This is a genomic window from Candidatus Zixiibacteriota bacterium (assembly GCA_016933955.1).
Lineage (GTDB): Bacteria > Zixibacteria > MSB-5A5 > GN15 > PGXB01 > JAFGTT01.
On sequence record JAFGTT010000038.1, the window covers coordinates 58,801 to 82,712 of the forward strand.

The window sequence follows — 23,912 nt, forward strand, 5'->3', positions numbered from 1 at the left end:
CAAAAAATTGTGAATTTGTTATCGGCAGTCCTTGTATTAGTGGCGGGGTTTTATATAGTTATTTTTATGCCGGTCGGGTTGTCGCCGATAGCCAGAGTTATAATCGGTCTTTTACTGATTGTTTATTTTATGTTTCGGATCAGATATTATCAGAGGAAATACAATCAGTCGGACAGGGAGATTTGAGAGACTGTATCGAAGGAAACAAAAGGCTTGACAAAACAGTGATTTACCGTAATTTACTTGATTAAATTTTTGGCTCTAAGTGAGGTGTTAAGTTTGAAGGTTCAAAGCACAAATACGATCCAAAAATTGAGGTTTTTGATCGTTCTGGCGGCGGTTATGATTCCGTTCACCCTGTTTTCCCAGGATATCAAACAGGAGATAATCAAGGCTCTTGAATCGGGAGATACTACCGGGGCGATCGGACTCCTTGAAAATGATATTAAGCTTGATCCCAGTTATGAATATAATTACCTGACTCTGGGTAATATATACTTCAATCAGGGCAAGTATAAGCAGGCCGAGGAGCAATTTCAGATTTCGGTGGATAAAAAACGGAATTTCTATGAGGGTCTTTATGCCCTGTCCCTGGTACAAATGAAACTGAACAAGCTGAAAGACGCCGAGGAGAATCTCAAGCGGGGTTTGAAGAAGGCCAAGGATATGAAGGCCGATTTTCATAACGGAATGGGTCTGCTTTATATGGCGCAGGGGAAGTACAATGATGCCGACGCCGAATTTCGGAAAGCGATTATTTTAGACTCCAAGAAGGCTGAGTATCATGTCAACCTGGGCGATGACAATTACATGATGGGAGTATATTCCCTGGCCATTAATGAATACGAACAGGCGCTGGAGCTGGATACGGCCGGGATGGATGTTTATTTTCACTGGGCCGAGGCCTGCCTGGAACTCAAGGATTATTCCTGTGCGCTGGAGAAATTGAACATAGTTCTACAGAAAGATTCGACTCATGCACCGGCCTGGATGAAAGCCGGAGGCATATACTACAAGGCGGCGCGTTCGTCCCGGACAGTGGTGGAGGCCATGGATCATTATAAAGCGGCCATCGGCGCTTATAAGAAGTTTTTCGAAATATCGAGCGCCGCTCCCGACAGCTCGAATGGCCGGGCCTTTTACGAATCGGGTATGGCATATTTGATGATTGGTGGTTATCCCGAGGCGATATCGAATTTCAAAACCATTCTGGCCATCCCGGTGGAACCCAAAGACATCTATTTTTATATGGGCCGAGCCTATCAGGGCAATGAGCAGTACGATTCGGCCCTGGTTTATTTCAACAAGCATATAGAGTGGGTCAAAAAGCAGGGTGAGGACTATCGAACCGGAGTCAAGGATGATGAGTTGTATCGCCGGATCGGTGAATGCTATCAGGCCCAGAAAGATTATTATAACACCATTACTTATTTCAAAAAATCTCTTGAGTACGATTCCACCCAGGATCGTCTGTTGTATGGAGTTGCGGTGGCTTATAACTATCTTCAGGACTACCGGAACGCCCTGATATATTATATGAAACGGATTGATCTGGGCGCGGACGACAAATACTGGTCGCTTTATTATAACGCCGCCATGTCGGCTCTTTATCTCCTGGATAAAGGCGGCGCGGCCATGGCTGAGGAAGAAGAAGATCTGGGGCTTGATGAAGGACGGCCTACCGAGCCGGCCAATGATCCTCTGGCGGATGTTGATCTTGCCCGGTTGGCGGTGCAATATCTCGAAAAGGTGGCGGTTGAATATTGGGATAAGGTGACTGAAAATCCGGATAATATGCCGACTGCGATGAAGGCCCTGAGTATGTTGGGAACGACCTACCTGTTTCAGTTGAAGGACTGTGCCAACGGTGTCAAGCATCTGGAACGGGTTCTTGAAATCGATCCGAATAACTGCGAAGCCTTGAGATCATTGGGTTATGCATATTTCGGCGGGATATGTCCCAATAATTACAGCCGGGCCCTGACCTATTTAAAGAAGGCCCTTGATTGTTCGAGTGCGGCCAAAGGTTCCCTGTGCGCCGACGTGGATGTTCTGTTATGGATTGCCCAGACTTATGAATTCCGGGCTATCGAGAAGGCCGAAGCCAAGCAGAAAGAGGAGTCCAAGCAGGATTACAAGGCGGCTCACGATGGTTACCTGGAGACTCTCAAGTGCGATCCCGGTAATAAAGAGGCAGTTGAAGGCGAAAGACGGACCAAGTTTTCATATTAGTTATAGATTGCTTGTAATGTAATTGATTGAATTATCAGGAGATAATATGGCCGAAAAGAATGAAGGCGGGGCGAAACAGGAGCAGGAATTCGACCCGGAGAAAAGATTCAAGTATGTCGGCTTCGAGGTTTATCCAGGCAAAATAAAGGATTTGTTCAAATCCGAGGCCGAGAAGGATAAACTTGTTGCGGAAGTGCGTGAAAAAAGAAAAGGCGGACTAAAACTCCGCGAAAAGACCACGTTCGATATTCCGCGCCTGGCCGGATACGAGAAGGTAATTTTAACGATTACCTCGCTGATGCTGGTCGTTTCTCTGTTTCTCCCGTGGTTTTCGGGGTATAATGAAGTGGTTGTGCAGAATCAGCCCATGGCGGCCGCACCGGCGGCGACCCCGGCCGATTCGCTGGCAATGGTGATACCGGAGGATTCCCTGACCATGCTTGGCGGTGACAGCGCCACAGTCCCGGCGGCCGGAACGGCGGAAGTTACAGAATCGCCAACAACCGTGCTGGAAAAAGACGAGCGGGGCTTCTCCTCGATCACGTCGTCACGGAAGAGAGTGGAAATCCGCAAAGAACATAAGGAGGCAACAGCTCTGGGAGCGCTCGGTTATCTCGGGGAGGTTCTGTCCTCGGGATTTATTCTGAAGATTACCGGAATCCTGTTTTTACTGTACCTGTTGTTTTGTGTTTTTGGCGCCATTTTCACCCTCTATATTCTTTATGGAATTAAGGGTGATCTTGACACCAAAGCTATCAGGCTTAAACGGGGGATGCGGTTTGGGTGGATTCCGGTGGGCATCTGGGCATTATGTCTGCTCCTGTCTTTTGGAGGGGCATCCTATTCATTCCCAACCGCCAATATTATGGTTCAGATCGGCGACAGTTATGGTGTCGGAACATATCTTGGTATTCTGGGTTACGGCTTTTATCTTTCTCTGGCCTGTTTTATAATGAATGCCGTGAAAGCCATGGAAATTTAGGAAGAAAAACAAATATTAAACTATTTTTGGAGGATTAATAGACGTGAAACAGACATTATTCGTAACACTCAACTTTCTGATCTCGTTTACGATCGGTTATGTCGTCTGGGGCGTTATCCTTAAAGCCCAGCCGGCGGGGACAATCGCCCATTCGGTACATCAGGGCGGACCTCTGGTGGTTGTATTGTTTACCATTCTTCTTATGCTCATTGCTTTTGTGGTTGAAAGGTTTCTATCCCTTTATCGGGTTGCGAAGGGTAAGAGCTCGGTCCAGGTTTTCTTTAAGAAGCTGGTAACGATGCTTCACAGTGACGATTACGACGGTGCCCTGGCCGCCTGTGACAAACAGCGCGGAACGACCGCCAATGTTTTACGGGCCGGGATCGAGAAGTTCCGTTCGATCAAAGACGACGGATCCATCGAACCCGAAAAGAAAATCGCTTTAACCCAGGGTGCTATTGATGAGGCCAACGCTCTCGAGGGGCCGCTCCTGGAAAGAAACCTGATTGCTCTTTCGACCATCGCTTCGATTGCCACCATGGTCGGTCTTCTGGGAACGACAATCGGTATGATTCGCGCCTTTGCCGCGACCGGTAATGTCGAGGGCGGTGTGATCGATGCCCAGTCACTGGCGACCGGTATTTCGGAAGCGCTGGTGAATACGGCCGGCGGTCTGGTTTCCGGTATTCTCGGAATCTTTTTCTATAATTTCTTTGTTAATAAGGTGGACGCCTTTAACTATACGACCGATGAAGCTACCTTCGAGGTAATACAGATATTAAAGGACAAGGTGGGTAAGTAACTCATGGCTATAAAGAAAAAAAGGCGTATCGGCGTCGTGCTCGATATGACGCCTATGGTGGATATTACCATCCTCCTGCTCATTTTCTATATGACGACCACGAGTTTCAAACCGCCCGAGGCAAAATCGGTAACTCTGCCGCAATCGCATTCGCAAATCGAGCTACCGGACAAGGACATTATTAATATCACGGTGACCAAAAAGGACTCCATTTTTGTCGATTTCCTTCAGAAGGAGGATGTGATTATTGACGGAGTCGAACGGACGACGACCGTAAGGAAAGTGGCCGAGGCCGATCTTTATAATGTGGCCTCGCTGATCCAGCGGGCGCGCGCCGTTAATTTTCGAGCCTTACTTGTTATCAAAGCCGACCGCGACGCCAGTTACGGGGTGATGGATAAGATTATGGAATCGATGCGGGAAAACGAACTGACCCGGTTTCTGATTATTACCGATAACGAGGCCGAGACAATCGCCAAAGAAGAGGCGGGTACATAATGACGCCGATTGAAAGGAGTGATATAGATGGCCGGTGGTGCTGTTGCAGAATCAAGTAGATCGCATAAAGGCAAGGGTGGTCGTCGCAAGAAACGTCGTATTCATGTAAGAATCGATATGACCCCGATGGTCGATATCGTTATGTTGCTTTTGATATTTTACATGGTGACGACGGTTTTCTCGATGCCGCAGGCGATGGAAATTAACCTGCCGACTGAAAAGGAGACGGATACAATCGAAGTGGCCGAATCGAGACTGCTGACGATAAGGATTGATCAGGAAGACCGATTTTTCTGGAATATCGGCGATCCGGCTAAAAACACGCCGCAACTTATGCCATCCGTTCTCCCGGCGGGGGATACTCTTGGCTACCTGGTTTCGGCTGATTCCCTGCGAAACCTGCTGGTGAACCTGAATCATGATATTCCGAAATTGAATACGCTGATTCTGATAAATAATGAGGCCCGTTATAATTCCATGGTTGATATTCTCGATGAGATTGACCTTCTGGAAAGGTCATGGAATGCCCAGATCGCCAAGGGCCTCGGTAAAAAAGTCGAGGAGCTGAGCCCGGAAGAAAAGTTCTCCTACCGCTATGCCATGGGCAAGTGGGAAGATACCGATGATCGTATCGTTCAGTATGCCCTCAATGTTGCGCAGGGAGGGGGTGAATAACAATGGCTCGACCCTATAGTGGAATGTATGGCGGTTACGGCGCCTATGAGCTTAAGGCCAGGTACCAGCGAAATATGTTCGCGGGGACTATTTTTACGGTTCTTCTGGTGGCCGTGGTCGTCCTGGCGGTTTTCGTCTATCAGCAGTTGACCAAGGTTGAGGCGGTGGCCATGCAACCGACCATTATCAAGACGGTGGCCGATCTCGGTCCGCCGCCGACAATATCCAAACCGAAACCGAGGGTGGAAATTTCCACACCCAACAAAGCGGCGCCCAAGGTGGGAATTCCCAAACCGGTGGCAGATGATGATGTTCTGGACGAGGATGTAGTGATTGCTTCCCGTGATGAAATCGCGGAGATTGTGGCGCCTCCGGTTTCTGCTATTTCCGATGAAGGCGGTGGCGAGATTGTCGTCGATATCGCCGAGGACGAATTCATGCCGGATATCAATGAATTTGTACCGGTGGAAGTCCCGGCGGAGATGATCTACGAGGAGCCGCCAAATTATCCCCGTCTGGCCCGTCAGGCCGGTATGGAGGCGGTGGTTTGGGTTAAGGCCCTGGTTGATAAAAATGGCAATGTTCGTGAAGCAGTGGTTTATAAATCTTCCGGTTCCAAAGCCGGATTCGATGAAGCCGCGGTGGAAGCGGCTTATAAATGCAAATATAAACCGGCAATTCAGAATGGCCGACCGGTGGCTATCTGGGTAGCTTACTCGGTCGAATTTACTTTGACCGACGCTCACTAAGGAAAACTTCACATTAGCTTAACGCCGCCCCTGCACGGGGCGGCGTTTTTTATCCGTTCAATATATATCTGACCAGGGAAGAAAATCGAATTTCACCTGTAATCGATATTAGAGGCATTAATCGTTAAACGGATCAATCCGGGGAAGCGTCATTTCATATAGAGCGATAAACCGGACAAGGTCGTAAGATTTGGGTATTTTCAGCACCGACCGGTGATCATCTCGTTACGATAATATTCCCGGAATTCCGGGCCTCATATAAATGACCAGCATGTCCCCGCCTTCGAAAGGAGGATACAACTATGAACCGATCCGGTCGGATCGCCGGAATGCCCTACGGGGCTTATGAACTCAAAGCCACCTATCAGCGCAGTATGCTACTGGGGACATTGAGTACGATTATCATGACAACCATGATTATCGGGGGGTTGCACTTATATCTGTTGTATTCTCCAGAGAGAATAATTATTGAAGCCCGAACACCCCCAATAATCGGCGGCATATCTCAGCCATCTCCACCGCCATCGGTCGAGCGCGATAAACCGAATATTTCCGGAAAAAGACGCCCGGCCGTGATCAACTCAGAAATTCACAATAGGCCGGTGCTGGTCGATGATAGTCTGTTATTGGAAGTCGAGGATAACAACCTGTCGACAAATGCGGAAATAGGCGAATTCTTAAATGGTGTTTATGGTGCCGGTGGGGGTGATACCGGTGAAGGAGACAGAACTTTTAATTATTGCGGAAACGGGACCGTCCCGGAATATCCATTGATCGACAGCGTCTTCTTTGTCGAGCAGTTACCGGTCATGATTTATGAGGAGCCGCCCGATTATCCGAGGCCGGCCCGGATGGCGGGGATTGAGGGTATGGTCTGGATTAAGGCGCTGGTAGATAAGAATGGCAATGTGATCGAGGCGGTTGTGTTCAAATCATCGGGTACCCGGGCGGGATTGGATGAGGCGGCCCGCCAGGCGGCTTTCGAATGCAAGTATAAACCGGCCATACAAAACGGTTATCCGGTTCCCGTTTGGGTAACCTATAAGGTGGAATTCCGATTGAGGGATTCAAGATAAGCTTATTCGGCTGAAAACCTGATTTCCTCTCTCTCACTGCATTGATGCCTTTTGGGGGGGAGCAGTGGCAGCGCCGTTCAATACTTAAACGGCGCTGTTTTTTTTATGCGGGGTAATCAAATTATTTTTTACAATATATTGGGTATATTATTGGATTCCATCCAACATCTTGACTTTCCGGTTTATTAATAACCTTTTCATAAAAATAAGACTTGACAACTGCACAAATGTGCAGTATATATGTTTGGAGTCGATAATTAATCATATGGAGAAGGAGAATCGATCATGATAAACGAACTTGGGCAATCTGTCTCCGGAATTGAAACCACCCCTATTGTTACAGGGCGGGATAAGGAACCGATCCGGCGGGAAATTCGGTTTGATTCGAATTTGGTCTGTCCGGACTGCGGGGTGTCGCTGGTACGGCTGGGCACCTGTTTTACCTGTCCGCGATGTGGTTTCGGCGGCTGTGAATGAAAGCAAGGGGGCGGTTTTGAAAGCACTTGTTTTTATAGGGAGGTTTTTCAGATGAGACTTGGGAATCTGGTCAAATTCGATATTCCGGAATCGATTATCGAGGTTTGGAAGAGGCGCCAGGGCGATTATCTGCTTCCTCTTCAGGAAAAGGCGATCCGAAGCGGTTTGCTCCCGACCGGAGACGGTGCCCCAACTGACAATCTTTTGATCTCCGCGCCGACATCATCGGGGAAATCATTCTGCGGTGAAATCGCGGCGGTGGGTTCGCTTCTGAAACGTCGCAAGGCAGTGATGCTTCTGCCGCTTAAATCGATTGCCGAGGAGAAATATCATTATTATCGGTCATGTTATCGATCGCTGGGTTTGAGAATTCTGATTGTCACCGGCGATCATCCGGAAAACGATGGCGCTTTTGAACTGGGGAATTTTGATCTGGTCCTGGCGATTTATGAGAAATTCAATCGTTTGCTGACGGTCAATCCCGATTTATTGCAGCAGATCGGGTTGGTTATTGTAGATGAATTACAGATGCTTTCCGATCCCGGGCGCGGTCCGGAGCTGGAGATGGTCCTCGGCAAAATGCTCAGTTTTCCTTATTCGCCGCGGCTGGTGGCTCTCTCAGCGGTTCTGGGCGAATCATCGCCGGAGATCACGACCTGGTTGAATTGCCGGGTGATTCAGGAAACCGTTCGGCCGGTGGATCTGCTGGAAGGCGTGGCGAGTGGCGGGTGTTTTCGTTTTCGGTCGTTCAACAGCGGGCGGGAAGGGAAAGAGCGGATGGAACTGGGGGGTGGTGATGGCGACGATTCGGGAGTCGGGGGGATTATAGATTTTCTGGCCGGGAGTGAAAGCCCGCGTCTGGTATTTCTCAAATCCCGGCGGGATACTATCGATGCGGCTCTTCGTCTGGCCGCGGCGGTGAACTGGGGTCCGGCGGGGATGGCTCTTGACGCTATTGAAGGCGAAGAACCGGGGTTTTTAATTAATTCGTTGAAACAGGTTCTAAATCGGGGAGTGGCTTTTCATAGCGCCGATTTGACTCCGCGGCAACGGCGGGCCGTTGAAAACGGTTATCGCCGGGGCGAAATCCGGGTGGTTTTTTCCACTACGACCTTGGCGATGGGAGTTAATCTGCCGGCCGAAATGGTATTGCTGGAAACCATGAAATATGTTTCCGGGGCACCAGGCGGAAAACCGTCCCTGGTTCCGATCAGCCTGACGGAATTCCGGAATATTTCCGGGCGGGCGGGACGGTTTGGGTGGGGCGGTTCGGAGAAGCCGGGTCGGGCGGTGGTCCTGGCAAGATCGGATTTTGAGTATGAAATTCTCTGGTCGGAATATATCGGGGCCGGGTCAAATGAAAAACTGGTTTCGGCGCTGGGCGGTTACTCGCGGGCCGATCTGGTGCTTGACCTGATTGTTTCCGGATTGGGGGCGGATATGTCACGGCTTCTATCGACGGTGAATAATATGTTGTACTATCGATGTCACGGCGCCCTGACGGAAAATGAGATTGAACCGGTGGTGGCGGAATTGCAAACGGCGGGTCTGATCCGTTCCTCCCTGGAAGCTACACCCCTCGGAGCGGCGGTGGCTGAGAGCGGGATTAAGATCGAAAGCGCCCGTCATTACCTGCGGTTGCTCGATGAAAAACAGCCGGCCACCATGGTCGGCTGGTTGTTCCTGGCCCTGAGCGCTTCGGAATTCGATGTGGCTCGTTCCGGGATGTTGTCCCCGGAATATTATCGTCGCACCTACGAACGGGTTTTGCACCGTCATTTCAGCGAGTATATCGGGGAAATCAGTGCCTACAGCGAAATTGATATCGGTCGGGAACCGCTGGGATACCGCATGATGGCGCTTTTGAAGGCGGTCTTTATGCTGACTGATTGGGCCGGGAAGCTTCCGGTCAGCCGGCTGGAGCGGCGATACCGGTTGCATCACGGGCAAATTCTCAACCAGGCCGAGACAGCCGCCTGGCTTTTGGCTTCGCTGGGGCGGTTGATCCATGCCCGGGACTGCCATTCCCGAATACCGGCCGAATTAGCCGATCTGGCCTTTCGGGTGCAGTTCGGGATCGATCCGGCCATGAAAGAAATCCATTGTCTGACCGGGGATATACTTAATCGGGCCGATTATGGAATGCTGGAGGAGCGCAATATTCGATCACTGGATGACCTTCGGTGGACACCTGAAGAAAGTCTTCGGGAAATCATTCGGCCGGAGAATAAATTTCGCCGGCTTAAAAAAGAAATAGACAATTTGGAACAGGAGGATAAAATGCAGGAAACAACCAGCAGTCAGATGATCCCCATGAGGGGGATAAAAGGCGGGAGCAATTCTTTTATAAATTCCGCCGGTTCCCGACCTTCGTTGCTTGAGCTCGACGGCAGTTATGAGCGGGAGAGGTATCTGGTAAGAATCGACGGTTTTCCGGTGCGTCTGACCGGAAAATCGTTCAAATATCTGGCGAAACTGGCTTCGTCGCGGATTCATGGTAATGATGGCTGGATTTACAAAGATGATATCGAGATAGGTTTCAACCAGGCCCGTTATTTGTACCGGTTGAAGCAGGAGATGAAAGCCGGCGGGGTAGGCTGGGGTATATTCGAGAATAATCGTCTCGGTTACTACCGGCTGGATCTTGACCCGGGCCGGGTAAAACTTAATCTCCATAATCTTAAGAGTCACTCGGACTATGAGTTGCGCCAGATCGCCCAGGATCTGGAACTCAAGATGGCCAGTTAAATCAGGGAACGTACAGGCAGGGATATGCGTTTTATATGATAGAAATGGACGGATGAACGAATATTGCCGATTTGGCCCGTTTAAAAAATGTAATTCGGGCCGATATGACTTAGAAAAGGGACGGAAAATGATTCTGAAGCGGACTTCGCATATCCCCATCCTGGCTTCCCGAGGCACGCCGGAAATCCCGGTGATAGCTGTCAAGACGCTTGTTTTGTTTCCTGGTGAACTCGTTACCCTGCAATTGAAAAAGCCTGAAAACCTGGCACTGATAAGAGAATACGCCGAAAGCCGGAAGGAGGTCGCTATTGCCTATACTCCCCGGGGTGATTATGAACATGGTCGGGCGGACCTGTGTCAGATTGGCACAGCGGCCCGGATAGTCTCGGCTAAACAGGGTCCGGGGGATTCGCAGGTCATAGTTCTGGAAGGTCTGGGACGGATAGAATTAAAAGCGATCGGGCACAAAACGCCGTATTTGATGGCCAGAATTGCTTTCATTGATGAGGATCATTATACGGCCGGACCATCCGAAAAATTGTTCCATGAGATACTTGATATAGCGCGACAGATAATAACGACCAGTCCGGCCTATCCCAACGAGTTATTATCCGATTTTGAACTGGGTCAGGATAATCCGGGACAATTCGCCGATCGTCTGGTCAGCACCCTGCATCTGCCGACTGAAAACAAGCAAAAAATTCTGGAGGCGATAAATGTTGATACCCGGTTTAAGAGGTTGACTCGATTTATGAAACTGGAATTACAGCGGGCGATTTTTTTATCGGAAGATGCGGTTTTGCCACATGATTCGGGTTTCGGAGCCAAAGGATTTCCTGATCGAGATAACTCACAGCTTGATTTTATTCGGGATCTCAGGGAGAAAGTAAATGGCAATAAGACGCTTCCGGAGGAAGTCCGGGAACGGTGTCATCTGGAAATCAACCGGCTGAATTATCTTTCGACGGCTTCGGCCGAACATGGAACCACCAGCCAGTATATAAAATGGCTGATGAAGGTCCCCTGGAATGTGGTCCATCAGACCCGTTTCGATCTGGAGCAGTTGGAACAGGATATCGATAAGGAGTATTACGGCTCGAAAAGTATTAAGAAAAGAATTCTGGAGCGAATTGCGGTCAGAAAATTGACCGGGGATGGCAGTGATCGCTCGATTCTCTGTCTGGCGGGCATGGCCGGGACGGGCAAAGCCTCGCTGGCCAAGGCCATTGCCAAAGCTCTCAAAAAGGAATTTGTCCGGGTTTCGGTCGGGGGTGTACGGGAAGCTTCGGAAATTAAGGGCATGCCGCGAACTTATGTTGGGGCCGGTCCGGGTATGATAATTCGGACATTATGTGAGGCAGAGACATCCGACCCGGTTATTTTAATCGAGGATATTGATTATTTCAGCGAGGAATCGAGTACTTCGCTCTCGACTGCCCTGCTGGAAGCCATCGATCCCCGGTATAACTACCGGTTTCTTGATAAATACCTGGGTGTGGCGATTGATTTAAGCCGGGCGACTTTTATTTGTACTGTCAAATCATCCGAGGAAATTCCGGAGATTTTCGCCAATCGATTCGAAATAATCGAGTTGACCGGTTATATTGAGAAAGACAAAATCCGTATTGCCCGCAAATATATCATACCCGATGTTTTGAAAAAGCACGGTCTTCTGAAACGGGATATTATCTTCAATGAAAAGGGCCTTCAAAAGATAATAAGGAATTATACGCTTGAAGCGGGTTTGCTTCATCTTAAGAGGAAAATCCAGATGATTTGCCGTCATGTGGCCAAGGAGAAAGCGGCCGGGGTGACGCGGGTTTGGAAAGTCAATGAGCGAACGGTGGAGAGTTTGTTGGGGACGCCGCAGTATATTCCGGAAACACCCGGCAAGCAGCCCGAAATCGGGGTTGCCATCGGTCTGGCCTGGACCGGACAGGGAGGGGATTTGATGCTGATCGAAGGGTTGAAGATGAAGGGGAGCGGTGAGGTAATCACGACCGGTTCACTGGGCGAAGTGATGAAGGAGTCGATTACGGCGGCCCACAGCTATGTCCGCTCCAAGGCAGATGTTCTTGGAATCGATCACGCCGATTTCGATAATTTCGATATTCATATTCATTTTCCTTCAGGGGCGATCCCTAAAGACGGACCATCGGCTGGAGTGGCGGTATCGCTGGTAATCGCTTCGGTAATGTCGGAGCGCCCGATTCCCAATAATATTGCCATGACCGGGGAGGTAACATTGCGGGGGAAGGTTCTCCAGGTGGGTGGGCTGGTGGAAAAAATTTCTGCGGCATACCGGGCCGGAATCCAGACTGTATTTGTCCCGCGAGAGAGCAAAAAAGATTTAAAAAACCTTCCGGCCGATATATTGAAAAAAACCAGGTTTGTGTTTATCGAGACGGTCGATGAAGTATTCGCACAGGGGTTGCTTGATTTCGTGCCATCCAGTTATACCCTTGAGAAATTATTCGCCGACGAAATTAAGAAAGCCAAAAGCCGCAAGAAATCACATGCCACCCGGAGTATCGCGGCTAAAGGTCGCAAAAAGAAATAATTGCCCGCGAAAAAGCGGATGATTTTACTCCGGTCGGAATGACAGGTCTTAATTAATCCTCGATCCCCCCCCCAATATTTATCTAACACAATTAGTTCTTGACAGATTGCACGTCAAGGAGTTATATTCCTTTTGAATATTAGGATTAATTTCCAACAGGAAATACTATATTTACATTATGTAGTCTTACGAGATTCTCCTGATTTTGCGCGTGTGCCAGTGGGAGTAAACATAGCCAAAAGGATATTTGTTGCCTGAGTTCGTCTGGTTTAAAAAACAATCTATTGTATCATGGGTGAGTTCCGGGTGGAGAGCGAATATTCCGTAAGCAAGATTTAGCGAGTGCTCTTTTAGATGATAGCCGGCCTTCATAAATTTATTCAATGGCAATGGGGCTGTTTCGTGGCTATAGGAAATAATCGAATTTTCAACAAAAATCCAAGGAGGGTAAGATGATACGTCGCTTGTTCCTTCTCGCTTTGCTGTTGGTCTGTGCCTTCGGGAACGCCGATGGGACAACCGTGAGGGCAGTAGCGAATCCGGAACTGGTTCCCGGCCTGATTGAGGTGGGAGCACCGTTTAAGATTGAGATTTACATGAACAATGATGATGGGGAGCATGTCGGCTATAGTATGCCGTTCGCCTTTTACAGCCCCGATGCCAGCATCAGCAACGTCGTTCATGTCAATGTTGGTGCGTATGGACCCGACAGCTCGATTGAATTGCTTAACGGGTGGGAGTCTTTATGGGTTTTTCTTAATGAGTGGACTACATTCAGTTGGGATGGAGTTCTGCCGGATACCATCAACCATAGCGTGGCGGCCTTGAATGGCTGGCTACCCGGAAGCGGTGATCTGGTTCGTATCAAGTTCAATTATCAAATCGATGAAGAAGGGTCTTTTTGTATCGATTCGGTGAGTATTCCCAATACTTCGCCACCGGGAAAACTTGACTGGTTGTTCGATTTTCCGACCACTTTCAGCGGTCCATACTGCTGGGAAGTGGGTGAACTTCCCACCGATCCTGAAATCGGTGTGGATCTCGATTCGCTGATATTCGAATCCGTTCAGGGGGAATCGGCGCCCCCGGCCCAGGTAATGCATATTTCCAACACGGGGGTTGGGACTCTCAATTGGAACGCCAGCTGGAACTCCAGCTGGCTCGGGGTTTCTCCTTCACATGGGACGGCCCCCTCAATTGTCCAGATCTACGTAAATCCAACCGGGTTGGGAGTCGGTGTGCATGAGGATACCATTACCATTTCGGATCCGAATGCCACCAATAACCCGGTAAGGATACCGGTTCGTTATACCATAACGGAACCACCGCCCGAGATACTATTATCACAGACATTTTTCAGTTTCAATGCCATTGCCGACTCAACCAATCCCCCCGATCAATTTCTGACGATTTACAATGACGGGGGGGGAAGTTTATCCTGGACCGCGACCAATTCCGAAAGCTGGTTGACGCTCACGCCGACATCTGGCGGCGATGGTGATCAGATTACCCTTTCGGTTGATATTACCGGATTGGCCTATAATACCTATTTTGATACGGTTGTCATTACCGATGATAATGCTTCCAACAGCCCCCAGCTGGCTGTTGTCCGGCTGGAGGTTGCCTCGAGTCTGCCGATTCTGGCCACCGATACATCGTATATAGTGATTCCGGTCGATACCGATTATCCTTTTCCGGCCGACCGATATTTCACCATTTATAATGACGGGGCTGGAACCATGAACTACTACCTGCAGACATCCTCGATCCGGATTGCGTCATTAACTCCGGATTCCGGATCGGTTCCGCAGACGGTGACAATTGCCTTCGATTCGATTGCCTGTGTCCCGGGGAGTGTTCTGTTTGATACTGTTTATATATATTCTCTGGAAGCGTTGAATTCACCTCAGATTGTCATATTGCAGTATAACTGTAGCGCCGCCCCGCCGCGAATAATAATAAGCAAGGATTCGGTTTTCGCCCAGATTTACGAGTGCAGCCAGGGAACAGGATCGGTTATCAGACCATCCTTTACAGTTTATAACGATGGTTCGGAGACATTTTCATATAACCTGACTTGGAATTCGACCTGGCTTTTGCCCAGTCCGGTCAGTGCCGAAGAACCGAAAACGATTTATCTTGATTTCGATTATTACGGCATGGTCCCGGGATTTTATTATGATACAGTAACCGTCTGGGCCTATAATGCCATAAACAATCCTCAATCAATCCCGATTATCCTGCAGATCAAGGAAACCGATCTCCCGGCCCTGATAACGGTCAATAAGAGCCAATTTTCTTTTGTCGCTCAGGAGAATCGGACCGACAAAGACTACTGGATCAGGATCAACAATGCCAGTCCCGGATGTATGGAGTGGGATATTGAGGAGGATATATCCTGGATTGAATTCGGCATCGATACGACCTCTGATCAGCGATATCCGTGGTTTGTGAGAATCATGCCTAATGCTTATGGCATCACCATGGGTCATTATTATGACACGGCCAATGTGGTTTCGGCGACGGCCTCCAATTCCCCCTTCCCCATTACGTTTGATATAACGGTCTGGAAACTGCGCGGGGATGTCAATTATAATGGGGTCATCAATATCCTCGATGTTACCTATTTGATGCGCTATATCTATGCCGGCGGTCCGGCGCCGATGCCGGTTGATTATGTGGGTGATGTCAATTGTGATGGTTTTATCAATGTCCTCGATATCACCCTGCTGTTCCGCTATATCTATATAGACCAGAGTCCGTTATGCGGTAATCCCTATTAATTCTAAAGCAGAGAAAATTTTGGTTAAGGCCGCTTCGACAAATGAAGCGGTCTTTATTTTTATTCCGCTGGCAGGGAAAATCCTCGCTGTTTTTCCATGGTGATACGTAAATCAATAAATGAAATAAACTTATGTCCGATAATCGGAATAAATAGAGGTTGACAAAATTGCCGGTTATTGTATTTTTAAAATATACTTCATTTTACCGGACAGGCAGATATTTGATAAAACCATAGTCTGAAAGAAGCGATATGAAAAAATTTATGGGTCCTATCGTTCTGACAATCCTCACTTTATTAAGCAGTCCATCGGCCATTATGGCAATCAATCCTCTTGACAACTCGGTTGATTATGAAAAACTATCACCATCGGAAATTCATGAAATTATGGGTCGGATGAAGGCCGGGGAACTGGAAAAGGCCCGGGCTTTTGCGGCGGAGGCGGCCAAGGCGGCTTCTCTTTATGACCAGACGGAATATGATGTAAAATTTTATGATGTCAATATTGCTGTCGATATGCCTTCAACCAGTATCTATGGCGATGTTTTGATAGAGGCGGCCGCAACCGTCAACGGGCTGGATTCGGTGGAGATTGACCTTTATAATAACCTGATAATTGATTCGGTTTATATTCCGACCGGGCAATTAAATTATCTTCATGCATCGAACAAAATTTATATTGAAATTGACCGGCTGTATGATCAGGGTGAAGTTTTTTCTTTCCGGATTCGGTATCATGGGGTTCCGGTCGGGACCGGTCTCGATGGTTTTTCTTTCGATACTCTCGGCACCGGGGATCTGGTGATCTCAACGCTGTCGGAGCCGATGTCGGCTCGAACGTGGTGGCCATGTAAAGATCGACCCGATGACAAGGCCGATTCCATGAATAGCGCCATTACCTGCGACACGGCTTATTTCTGCGCCTCCAACGGTATCCTGATTGATACTGTCCGTAACGGTGACGGGACGTGGACTTTCGATTACCATATTCGCTACCCGATCACCACCTATCTATTTTCTCTGGCCATCTCGAACTATTCCGTCTGGCATGATTGGTATCACTACGGCGATAATGATTCCATGATAATCATCAATCACGTTTATCCAAGCCTGTATTTTTATTCTCAAACCAAATTAAATGTCACCCCGACGGCTATCGGGGTTTATGCCGGTCTGTTCGGGGAGTATCCGTTTATCAACGAGAAATATGGCCATGCCAATTTCGAATGGGGCGGAGCGATGGAACACCAGACAGTGACCTCGACCAGCAGCAGCACCTTCGGTTTCAAAGAACAGGTGTTGGTGCACGAGTTGGCGCATCAGTGGTGGGGAGATATGATAACCTGCGAGAGCTGGCATGATATCTGGCTCAACGAAGGTTTTGCATCATACTGCGAGGCTCTTTATTTCGAGACAATCGACAGCAAAGCGCATTACCATGCTTATATGGATTCGATGACATTTCTGTCGGGGGGATCGATATATATCATTGATACAACTGATGTCTGGAATATTTTCGGATCAATCGTTTATGACAAAGGGGCCTGGGTCCTTCATATGCTTCGCCATGTCGTCGGCGATGCAACCTTTTTCGATATTATGACCGCCTATTATAACAGCCCTTACCAGTATGGAAGCGCCGTCACCGATGATTTCAAGGAAGTCTGCGAATCGGTTTCGGGTATGGATCTCGATGCCTTTTTTGAGCAGTGGATTTACGGCACCTATTATCCCAAGTATTACTGGACGTACATGTGCGAGCCGGATGTGAATGAAGGTGGTTACTGGACATACCTGTATCTGGAACAGGGGCAGGCCACCACCCCGCTGGTGTTTGAAATGCCGATCGATCTGGTTTTCAGGTCGATCTCGGGAACCGATACAACCGTGCTTGATAACGATGTGCGGAAAAAGATGTATATGTTTAAAACCGATGATTCGACCACCGATTTACAACTCGATCCAATGAAGTGGATTCTGAAAGAATCGTATGAAATAATGTGGAAATACCACCAGATTTCGTTTCCGCTCGATACCGGTATACAATATACCTCGTATCTCGATTCGATTATTGTCCGGGGCGGAACCGGTCTGAATATTTTCAAGGTAACATCCGGATCGCTACCGGGCGGACTGGCCATCGATACGCTGACCGGTTATATATCCGGGGTTCCGACGGAATTCGGGGAATTCACTTTCAGCATTTATGCCAAAGATCGGGGTAGCTCATATAGCGAAACGGTGGAATATAACATGTATATCGAGGAAGGGACGGCCATTCCGGGGGATGCCAATTTCAGCGGCGGGGTGAATATTCTCGATGTTACTTTCCTTATTACTTATCTGTACCTGAGCGGACCGGCGCCTTCAGTCCCCGATCAGGGTGATCCGGATGCCTCCTGTGCCATTAATATTCTGGATGTCACTTACCTGATAAATTACCTTTATAAAAGCGGTCCGGCGCCGCTCTGGGGTTGTGCCGGATAAACAGTGCGAGCCAAATGTGGCAGAAATATCAGCGGGATTTCGGATAATACCGGATCCCGCTTTTTATTGGCGGGTGTATTTTAATATTTTCATTGGTTTCTGATTTCAGAATGCGTATTTTAGGCGCGTAAGCTTTTACCAGCCATTACGGGCATAGATGAGAAAAAAGATGGGCTCCGGGAATTACAAAATCGTCACTTTTGGGTGCCAGATGAACTTGGCCGATTCCGGTCTGTTAGCCTCGATCCTTGATTCGAACGGGTACCGGGCGGTCAATACCGAAAGCGAGGCGGATATTATTATTCTTAATACCTGCTCGGTTCGAGAAAAAGCCGAAACCCGGGTTTTCGGACGGCTGGCTGAATTGTCCGCCCTGAAGAAACAAGACGGAAAAAAAATAGTGGTAATCGGTTGTATGGCCCAGAGGCTGGGACAAAATCTGATCGGTCGGGCCCCCTATGTTGACCTGGTTCTGGGAACCGATCGGATTTTCGATTTGCCGCAATACCTGAATAACGGCTGTCAATTTCCGGCGGTCAATACCGACTTCGGTCTTGAACTTCCCGAAGATATTATTCCGGTCAGGGATAATCCCTTCACGGCTTTTATGACCATCTCCCGCGGTTGCAATAATTACTGCGCCTATTGTATTGTACCATATGTCAGGGGGAGAGAACGATCTTACCCGGTAAGACAGACGGTGGAACAAATCAACAACCTGGTGGCCGATGGAGTAGTGGAGATAATGCTTCTGGGCCAGAATGTTAACTCGTACCGAGACAATCATCAGGATTTCACCGATCTTCTGTTCCTGATAACTGCTGAAACGAGGGTCGAGCGGATTCGCTTTATGACGTCGCATCCCAAGGACATGTCAGATCGGCTGATTGAATTTATCGGGTCAGAGCCGCGGATGATGAATCATGTGCATCTACCGCTTCAGTCGGGATCGGACAGAATACTGGAGCAGATGCGTCGGGGATATACTCTCGATCACTATTTATCCCTTGTTCAAAAACTGCGCCGGGCAGTCCCGGATATTTCACTGACCACTGATCTGATAGTCGGTTTTCCCTCGGAGACTGCGGAGGATTACCAGGCGACCTTGAAGGCGGTGGAAGAGATCGGATTTGATTCGGCCTTCATGTTCCGTTACTCAATGCGAGAGGGAACGGCCGCGGCCCGGCTGGTCGATGATGTTCCTGAGGATGAAAAAATCGACAGGCTAAAGAGATTGATTACTCTTCAGAAAAATGTGGCTTTCCGAAAGAATCAGGATGAAATCGGTAAAATCCGCAAGGTGTTGATCGACGGGCGATCCCGGCGATCAGATCAAATTCTGAAGGGCAAGACAGAGGGCCATAAAACGGTTCTGGTACCGGGGAATACCTCTCTGATCGGGACCATACAAAAGACACGAATTATATCGGCCGACAGCTGGACCCTGCAGGGCCAATTAATGAAATAGAATAATGTTAATAAACCAGATTTCAGCGATTGTCTATCCGATTATAATCTCGGCGCTCGGGATTTTTCTGTACTATCGCTTGAAGCCGGGGCGCGGAAACGGTGCGCGGGGCGGCGGGATGATCCTGGCCGGTTTGATTCTGGTATTCCTGGCCGCGTTGGTCAACCTGCTGGCTCATCACCCGGACTATGAGCGCTGGTTTATCGATGCCGTTTATCCGATTCTGGGGGCGGGCGAATTGGCCCTGGCCGTATCCGGAATATTTATGCTGGTTATCGGTCTGGTGGTTTATTTCAGCTACCTGGGCGATCGTGATCTGGAAGTCGCCAATCATCTGGAAAAACTTCGCCTGCTGGATAATATCCAGCAGGACAGCCGTTATCCTTTCCCGATAATGGAATTACTTGACCGCGTTTTAAAAGGGATGGTAAGCGGTCTCGATGAAGAAGCGGGTGCCGTTTTTCTGCTTAACCGGACGCAAAAGCAATTTGTTCTGGCGACCGGGGTGGGTTTATCCAAAGAGGAAACGGCTCTTCTGGAATATTATCCTTGGGGACGTAATATAATCAGCCAGGCTATTGAAGAGCAAACGCCGGTGATTTCGGCTGATTTCAGGAGTCTGGAGGGCAAGGCCCAGCTGGCGGTGTCCAAATTCCGCTCCATTCTGGTGATTCCCCTGATCTCGGGGCGGTCCAAGCTGGGGGCAGTGCTGTTTTTCTCCCAGGAGAAACAGCATTACAGCCGCGAATTTATTTCGATTGTGGCGCCGATTGCCGAATGGCTGGCTGAGAAAATCGAAGTTAACCGGCTTGGACGCGATTTTCATAAAGTACAGTCGGCTCTTGATGTTAAAAACGAGGTTTTAGGAAACTGTATCAATCGACTGGGACGGATTCTGAAGTCGGATGGCGAAATTCCCTCGCCGGCCGAATTTGCCGGAAAATGTGTCGGTCTGGTTGGAGCGGATGAGGTCTGGTTGGTTGGCCTGGCTAACGGTAAACTGACATTTTACGGCGGGACGGTCGCGGTTCCGGAGTTTTCGGATAATTTCCGGACGGCCATAATCAGTGCCCTGGCCCAGAACAAGGCGGTCGTTCTCAATCAGGAGGCAACCGATGAGGCGGGTAATTCCTTTATTGCCCGAGCATCGCTATTGATTCCAACCGATGGGCGAGATAAGGCCTTGCTGTTGCGTAATAATAATGGCCGGATTGAAATCAGCCATGAGGATTTCCAAGTTCTGGAGTTGGTGGCGCTGGTTGGCGGTATGATTATCAACAGCGCCGGGGCGCGGATTATCAGCCGGGTCCGCAGTAAAGGGATAAAAATCATCAATGATTTACTGCAGCTGAAACTGAGTCGGGAACATTATGCCGAGGATATCAGGCAGTTCATACCAAGGCTGGCGGAGACCTTCTCCGGTCACGATTTCATTATAATTCTTTTCCGCCGTTTCCAGGATGGATATAAAATCGCTTATACCAACACAAAGATCGAGGATTCGGATGAATTCCTTCTTTCAATCGGGGAGGGAAGTACCGGCCGGACAGCGGCCTTGAGGACTGAGAGCGGATTGTTTGGTTCGGGTAATATAGCCGGAAATCTGACGCAGTACAGCGAGGAAAACCGCAATCGTATTCAACAACTGATCGGGGACCGGCGATTGCCGGCTTTTCAGGGAGATTATCCAGTGGTGGTTGAGGATCGGGCGGAGTTATTATTGACAGTTTTCGGTTTTGATGATTCGGCGGATATGAATGGCGAGTATCATCGGCTGTTAAGTCTTCTTGCCGGGTTGCTTAATCTCCGAATCGGAATTCTGAATGCCGGCAAGATTCCGGTCGGAGCAGATATGGCGAAATCGGCCGGATTTCCGGACGAGGGACAATTTGGCCGGTTTGTCGATGAGCTTGCGGCTATCAGCGGGCATTGCCAGCTGGCCCGGCAGGATATGAATCTGACCGGCAGTGCGGCCTCGTCGGTAGAGGCTATTCTGGAAATCACCGAAAGAATGGCGGCCGACCTGAGACCGGGATCCGGTAATCAAAAAGTTATACCGGCGGCCGTTGACAGACCTTCCGATATTAACGGGATCTTGAAGGATATTTTTTCGGCAAACGGTATTTCGGGTAATCTGCACATGATTGAAGGGCGGCCGCTGGCGTTGAATCTCAAACTTAAAGATATTCCTTTAGTTCAGGTGGAACACGGGGAACTGGCCAGACTGCTTGATGAGGCTGTTGTTTCGTTTATCGGCAATGTTGAAGAAGATGAAATCGTGACAATAAGTACCTACCGCGATCAAAGCGCCATTTATGTTGATATCTCCAAACATCGTGAAAATTTCCCGCCGGTCGAAGCGGTGGTTGGTTTTGGCAATTACTTAACCCCTCTGGCTATTCCGGGAACACTTCGGGAGGCGGCCTTTATAAAGAGACTGGCCCGTTTGTCGGGCCAATTTGCATATGACCGATTCAGCAGGAAAGCCTCGTATTATTCACTGAAATTGCCTTTTGCCCGAAGAAATGGCGCGGAAGCAGGTACAGAGGATACAGAACCGCTAACCATCCTGGCTATTGACAGTCAGGCCGTGATACTTGATCTTCTGGCGGCCATGTGTCAATCGATGGGCCATAAAATCCATACCGCGCGTAACGGGGCGGAGGGTTTGAAACTGGTCGAACAACATCGTCCCGGAGTTGTCATTGCCGATTTAAATATCCCGGATATGACCGGCTGGGATCTGGCCGGAAGTATCCGCACCATCGCCCCCGGGACGCCGGTTATCATTGTCACCGGCTGGGGAGTGGCGGTGGATAAGAAAAAAATGGAGGCTTCGGGGGTCAAATTTGTACTCAACAAACCCTTCCGCCTCGAGCAGCTTTCCGATCTTATTTCAAAAGCAAGATTTTCGGGCATCACCGACTGATTTTTCCTTTAAAAAGGCGGTTTTTGGCCGATTATATAATTATGAATAGGAACCGTAAACACCCCGATGATTTTATTGATATCCGAGAAGTTATAAGCCAGCGTGATGATCTTTTTGCTCTGCCGGAAGCGGCTGTTAAAATTCTCAGCCTGGCCGACCGGGAGGAAATTAGTATTGATCTTCTGGCCGATCTTATCAGCAAGGACCCGGCTCTAACCGGCCGGCTATTGAAAATCGCCAATTCCTCCTTTTATGGCGGGAGTAAAAGAGCCACGAATATAAATCAGGCCGTCATTTTTCTTGGCCTGACCACAGTCAAATGCCTGATACTTTCAGCCGCCTTGTTTGCCCCGGAAAGGATTTCGGTCAATCTTGGCTTTGATGTGAAGAGTATCTATTGCAATATAATATCAACGGCCGCGACCTGTCAGCTTCTGGCCGTCGAATGTAATTATCCCAGTCCTGATGATGCCTTTACATGCGGTCTCCTTTATGAAATCGGTTTGTTGTATTATCTTCAGAATTATTCGGTTCATTATAAAAGAATAATGGAAAATATCGGTAACGGAGATGTATTCGAAGCAGAAGAGCGGCAATTCGGCATTACTCATCCCGAGGCAGGACGCCTGATTGCGGAGAAATGGCACTTACCCGAGGAATTCCTTTCTGCAATCGCCAATCATCATACCTTCGGATATAAAAACTCCGCCCGGTTGGATGATATTATTCGATTGGGCCGTTCCCTTAACCGGGAGTGCTTTGCCGATCCGGATCATAATCTTGAAGAGAAAATCGCCAGGATCAACACCATTTCCGGGCGACTGGGTCTGAACAACGACCAACTGAGTGAGATTACCAGCAAGATTTATCCAAAAGCCATCCAGTTCGCGAAAGCCCTTAATTTTGAGGTGGGCGATTTTGAATCGATTCTGGCCCGGGCCAATAACGAAATATTCAAAACTTATATGGCAGTCCAGATGCTTTTCAAAGAGCGCCAGGAACTAACGCGGCATATCCTCGATGAAGAGAGGCAGAGCGGTATTCTGGAGGCCAAGCAAATCGCCATATCGACCTTATCTCATTATATAAACAACGCCTCCATGATAATATTCGGGCAGTCTCAGATAATGCGGTTGAATTTGCGCGAAAAGAACGAACGAAAACTGATTGAATCCATGCCGCGGACTCTCGATATCGTCGACGATGCCATAAAACGAATAGTAGCAGTTCTTGAGGAAATATCGGATCTCAATATGCAGGACGATGTCGAATATTTCGATCAATCGAAAATACTGAATATAGATGATCGTCTACGCGAACGACTGTCCAAATTGGAACGAGCCTTTCCGGTGGGGGCTGTCGGCGAAAAAAGCCCATCTCTTCGTTGATTAATACTGCCGATCGGGCGGGTAATACCGCCGGATCAATAAAAAATCCTTGTAACTCA

The 23,912-nt window shown here is 48.8% G+C and carries 15 protein-coding genes; all 15 read left to right on the plus strand.

Translation table 11 applies throughout. From position 1 onward, the window contains the following. Window positions 1–342: 342 nt before the first annotated feature. The 15 genes from JXQ28_14160 (at window position 343) to JXQ28_14230 (ending at window position 23,853) form a co-directional block, all read left to right on the plus strand. Window positions 343–2,232, plus strand: a complete 1,890-nt coding sequence (locus JXQ28_14160; GenBank protein MBN2278876.1) for a tetratricopeptide repeat protein — start codon at window positions 343–345, stop codon at window positions 2,230–2,232. Window positions 2,233–2,278: 46 nt separating this feature from the next. Further along, complete coding sequence (locus JXQ28_14165) at window positions 2,279–3,214, plus strand: hypothetical protein (GenBank protein ID MBN2278877.1); 936 nt, start codon at window positions 2,279–2,281, stop codon at window positions 3,212–3,214. 43 nt (window positions 3,215–3,257) lie between these two features. Continuing rightward, the gene (locus JXQ28_14170; GenBank protein ID MBN2278878.1) at window positions 3,258–4,016 is read left to right on the plus strand and encodes a MotA/TolQ/ExbB proton channel family protein; all 759 of its coding nucleotides are present in this window, start codon (window positions 3,258–3,260) and stop codon (window positions 4,014–4,016) included. 3 nt (window positions 4,017–4,019) lie between these two features. Continuing rightward, complete coding sequence (locus JXQ28_14175) at window positions 4,020–4,514, plus strand: biopolymer transporter ExbD (GenBank protein MBN2278879.1); 495 nt, start codon at window positions 4,020–4,022, stop codon at window positions 4,512–4,514. Window positions 4,515–4,541: 27 nt separating this feature from the next. Further along, complete coding sequence (locus tag JXQ28_14180) at window positions 4,542–5,189, plus strand: biopolymer transporter ExbD (GenBank protein MBN2278880.1); 648 nt, start codon at window positions 4,542–4,544, stop codon at window positions 5,187–5,189. A 2-nt stretch (window positions 5,190–5,191) separates the two neighbouring features. Continuing rightward, window positions 5,192–5,938, plus strand: a complete 747-nt coding sequence (locus JXQ28_14185) for an energy transducer TonB (protein ID MBN2278881.1) — start codon at window positions 5,192–5,194, stop codon at window positions 5,936–5,938. Window positions 5,939–6,240: 302 nt separating this feature from the next. After that, the gene (locus tag JXQ28_14190) at window positions 6,241–7,014 is read left to right on the plus strand and encodes an energy transducer TonB (protein ID MBN2278882.1); all 774 of its coding nucleotides are present in this window, start codon (window positions 6,241–6,243) and stop codon (window positions 7,012–7,014) included. Window positions 7,015–7,299: 285 nt separating this feature from the next. Then, window positions 7,300–7,491, plus strand: a complete 192-nt coding sequence (locus JXQ28_14195; GenBank protein ID MBN2278883.1) for a hypothetical protein — start codon at window positions 7,300–7,302, stop codon at window positions 7,489–7,491. A gap of 51 nt (window positions 7,492–7,542) precedes the next feature. After that, a complete protein-coding gene (locus JXQ28_14200; protein MBN2278884.1) occupies window positions 7,543–10,239 on the plus strand; it encodes a DEAD/DEAH box helicase in 2,697 nt (898 codons plus the stop codon). 127 nt (window positions 10,240–10,366) lie between these two features. Further along, complete coding sequence (locus tag JXQ28_14205; GenBank protein MBN2278885.1) at window positions 10,367–12,799, plus strand: LON peptidase substrate-binding domain-containing protein; 2,433 nt, start codon at window positions 10,367–10,369, stop codon at window positions 12,797–12,799. A 452-nt stretch (window positions 12,800–13,251) separates the two neighbouring features. Beyond that, the gene (locus tag JXQ28_14210) at window positions 13,252–15,582 is read left to right on the plus strand and encodes a hypothetical protein (GenBank protein MBN2278886.1); all 2,331 of its coding nucleotides are present in this window, start codon (window positions 13,252–13,254) and stop codon (window positions 15,580–15,582) included. A gap of 251 nt (window positions 15,583–15,833) precedes the next feature. Further along, window positions 15,834–18,068 (plus strand): putative Ig domain-containing protein, encoded by a 2,235-nt coding sequence (locus JXQ28_14215; protein ID MBN2278887.1) that lies wholly within the window; start codon window positions 15,834–15,836, stop codon window positions 18,066–18,068. A 157-nt stretch (window positions 18,069–18,225) separates the two neighbouring features. Continuing rightward, window positions 18,226–19,536, plus strand: a complete 1,311-nt coding sequence (gene miaB, locus JXQ28_14220; protein MBN2278888.1) for a tRNA (N6-isopentenyl adenosine(37)-C2)-methylthiotransferase MiaB — start codon at window positions 18,226–18,228, stop codon at window positions 19,534–19,536. 4 nt (window positions 19,537–19,540) lie between these two features. Further along, entirely contained in the window at window positions 19,541–22,465 is a 2,925-nt protein-coding gene (locus JXQ28_14225) for a response regulator (protein MBN2278889.1), read from the plus strand. Window positions 22,466–22,506: 41 nt separating this feature from the next. Continuing rightward, window positions 22,507–23,853, plus strand: coding sequence for an HDOD domain-containing protein (locus tag JXQ28_14230; protein ID MBN2278890.1), 1,347 nt, complete (start codon window positions 22,507–22,509; stop codon window positions 23,851–23,853). Window positions 23,854–23,912 lie beyond the last annotated feature (59 nt).

Coding starts and splice junctions, on each gene's coding strand:
- JXQ28_14160 (MBN2278876.1), top strand. CDS start 343: ATGATTCCGTTCACCCTGTTTTCCCAGGATATCAAACAGGAGATAATC.
- JXQ28_14165 (MBN2278877.1), top strand. CDS start 2,279: ATGGCCGAAAAGAATGAAGGCGGGGCGAAACAGGAGCAGGAATTCGAC.
- JXQ28_14175 (MBN2278879.1), top strand. CDS start 4,020: ATGGCTATAAAGAAAAAAAGGCGTATCGGCGTCGTGCTCGATATGACG.
- JXQ28_14180 (MBN2278880.1), top strand. CDS start 4,542: ATGGCCGGTGGTGCTGTTGCAGAATCAAGTAGATCGCATAAAGGCAAG.
- JXQ28_14185 (MBN2278881.1), top strand. CDS start 5,192: ATGGCTCGACCCTATAGTGGAATGTATGGCGGTTACGGCGCCTATGAG.
- JXQ28_14190 (MBN2278882.1), top strand. CDS start 6,241: ATGAACCGATCCGGTCGGATCGCCGGAATGCCCTACGGGGCTTATGAA.
- JXQ28_14195 (MBN2278883.1), top strand. CDS start 7,300: ATGATAAACGAACTTGGGCAATCTGTCTCCGGAATTGAAACCACCCCT.
- JXQ28_14200 (MBN2278884.1), top strand. CDS start 7,543: ATGAGACTTGGGAATCTGGTCAAATTCGATATTCCGGAATCGATTATC.
- JXQ28_14205 (MBN2278885.1), top strand. CDS start 10,367: ATGATTCTGAAGCGGACTTCGCATATCCCCATCCTGGCTTCCCGAGGC.
- JXQ28_14210 (MBN2278886.1), top strand. CDS start 13,252: ATGATACGTCGCTTGTTCCTTCTCGCTTTGCTGTTGGTCTGTGCCTTC.
- JXQ28_14215 (MBN2278887.1), top strand. CDS start 15,834: ATGAAAAAATTTATGGGTCCTATCGTTCTGACAATCCTCACTTTATTA.
- miaB (MBN2278888.1), top strand. CDS start 18,226: ATGAGAAAAAAGATGGGCTCCGGGAATTACAAAATCGTCACTTTTGGG.
- JXQ28_14225 (MBN2278889.1), top strand. CDS start 19,541: ATGTTAATAAACCAGATTTCAGCGATTGTCTATCCGATTATAATCTCG.
- JXQ28_14230 (MBN2278890.1), top strand. CDS start 22,507: ATGAATAGGAACCGTAAACACCCCGATGATTTTATTGATATCCGAGAA.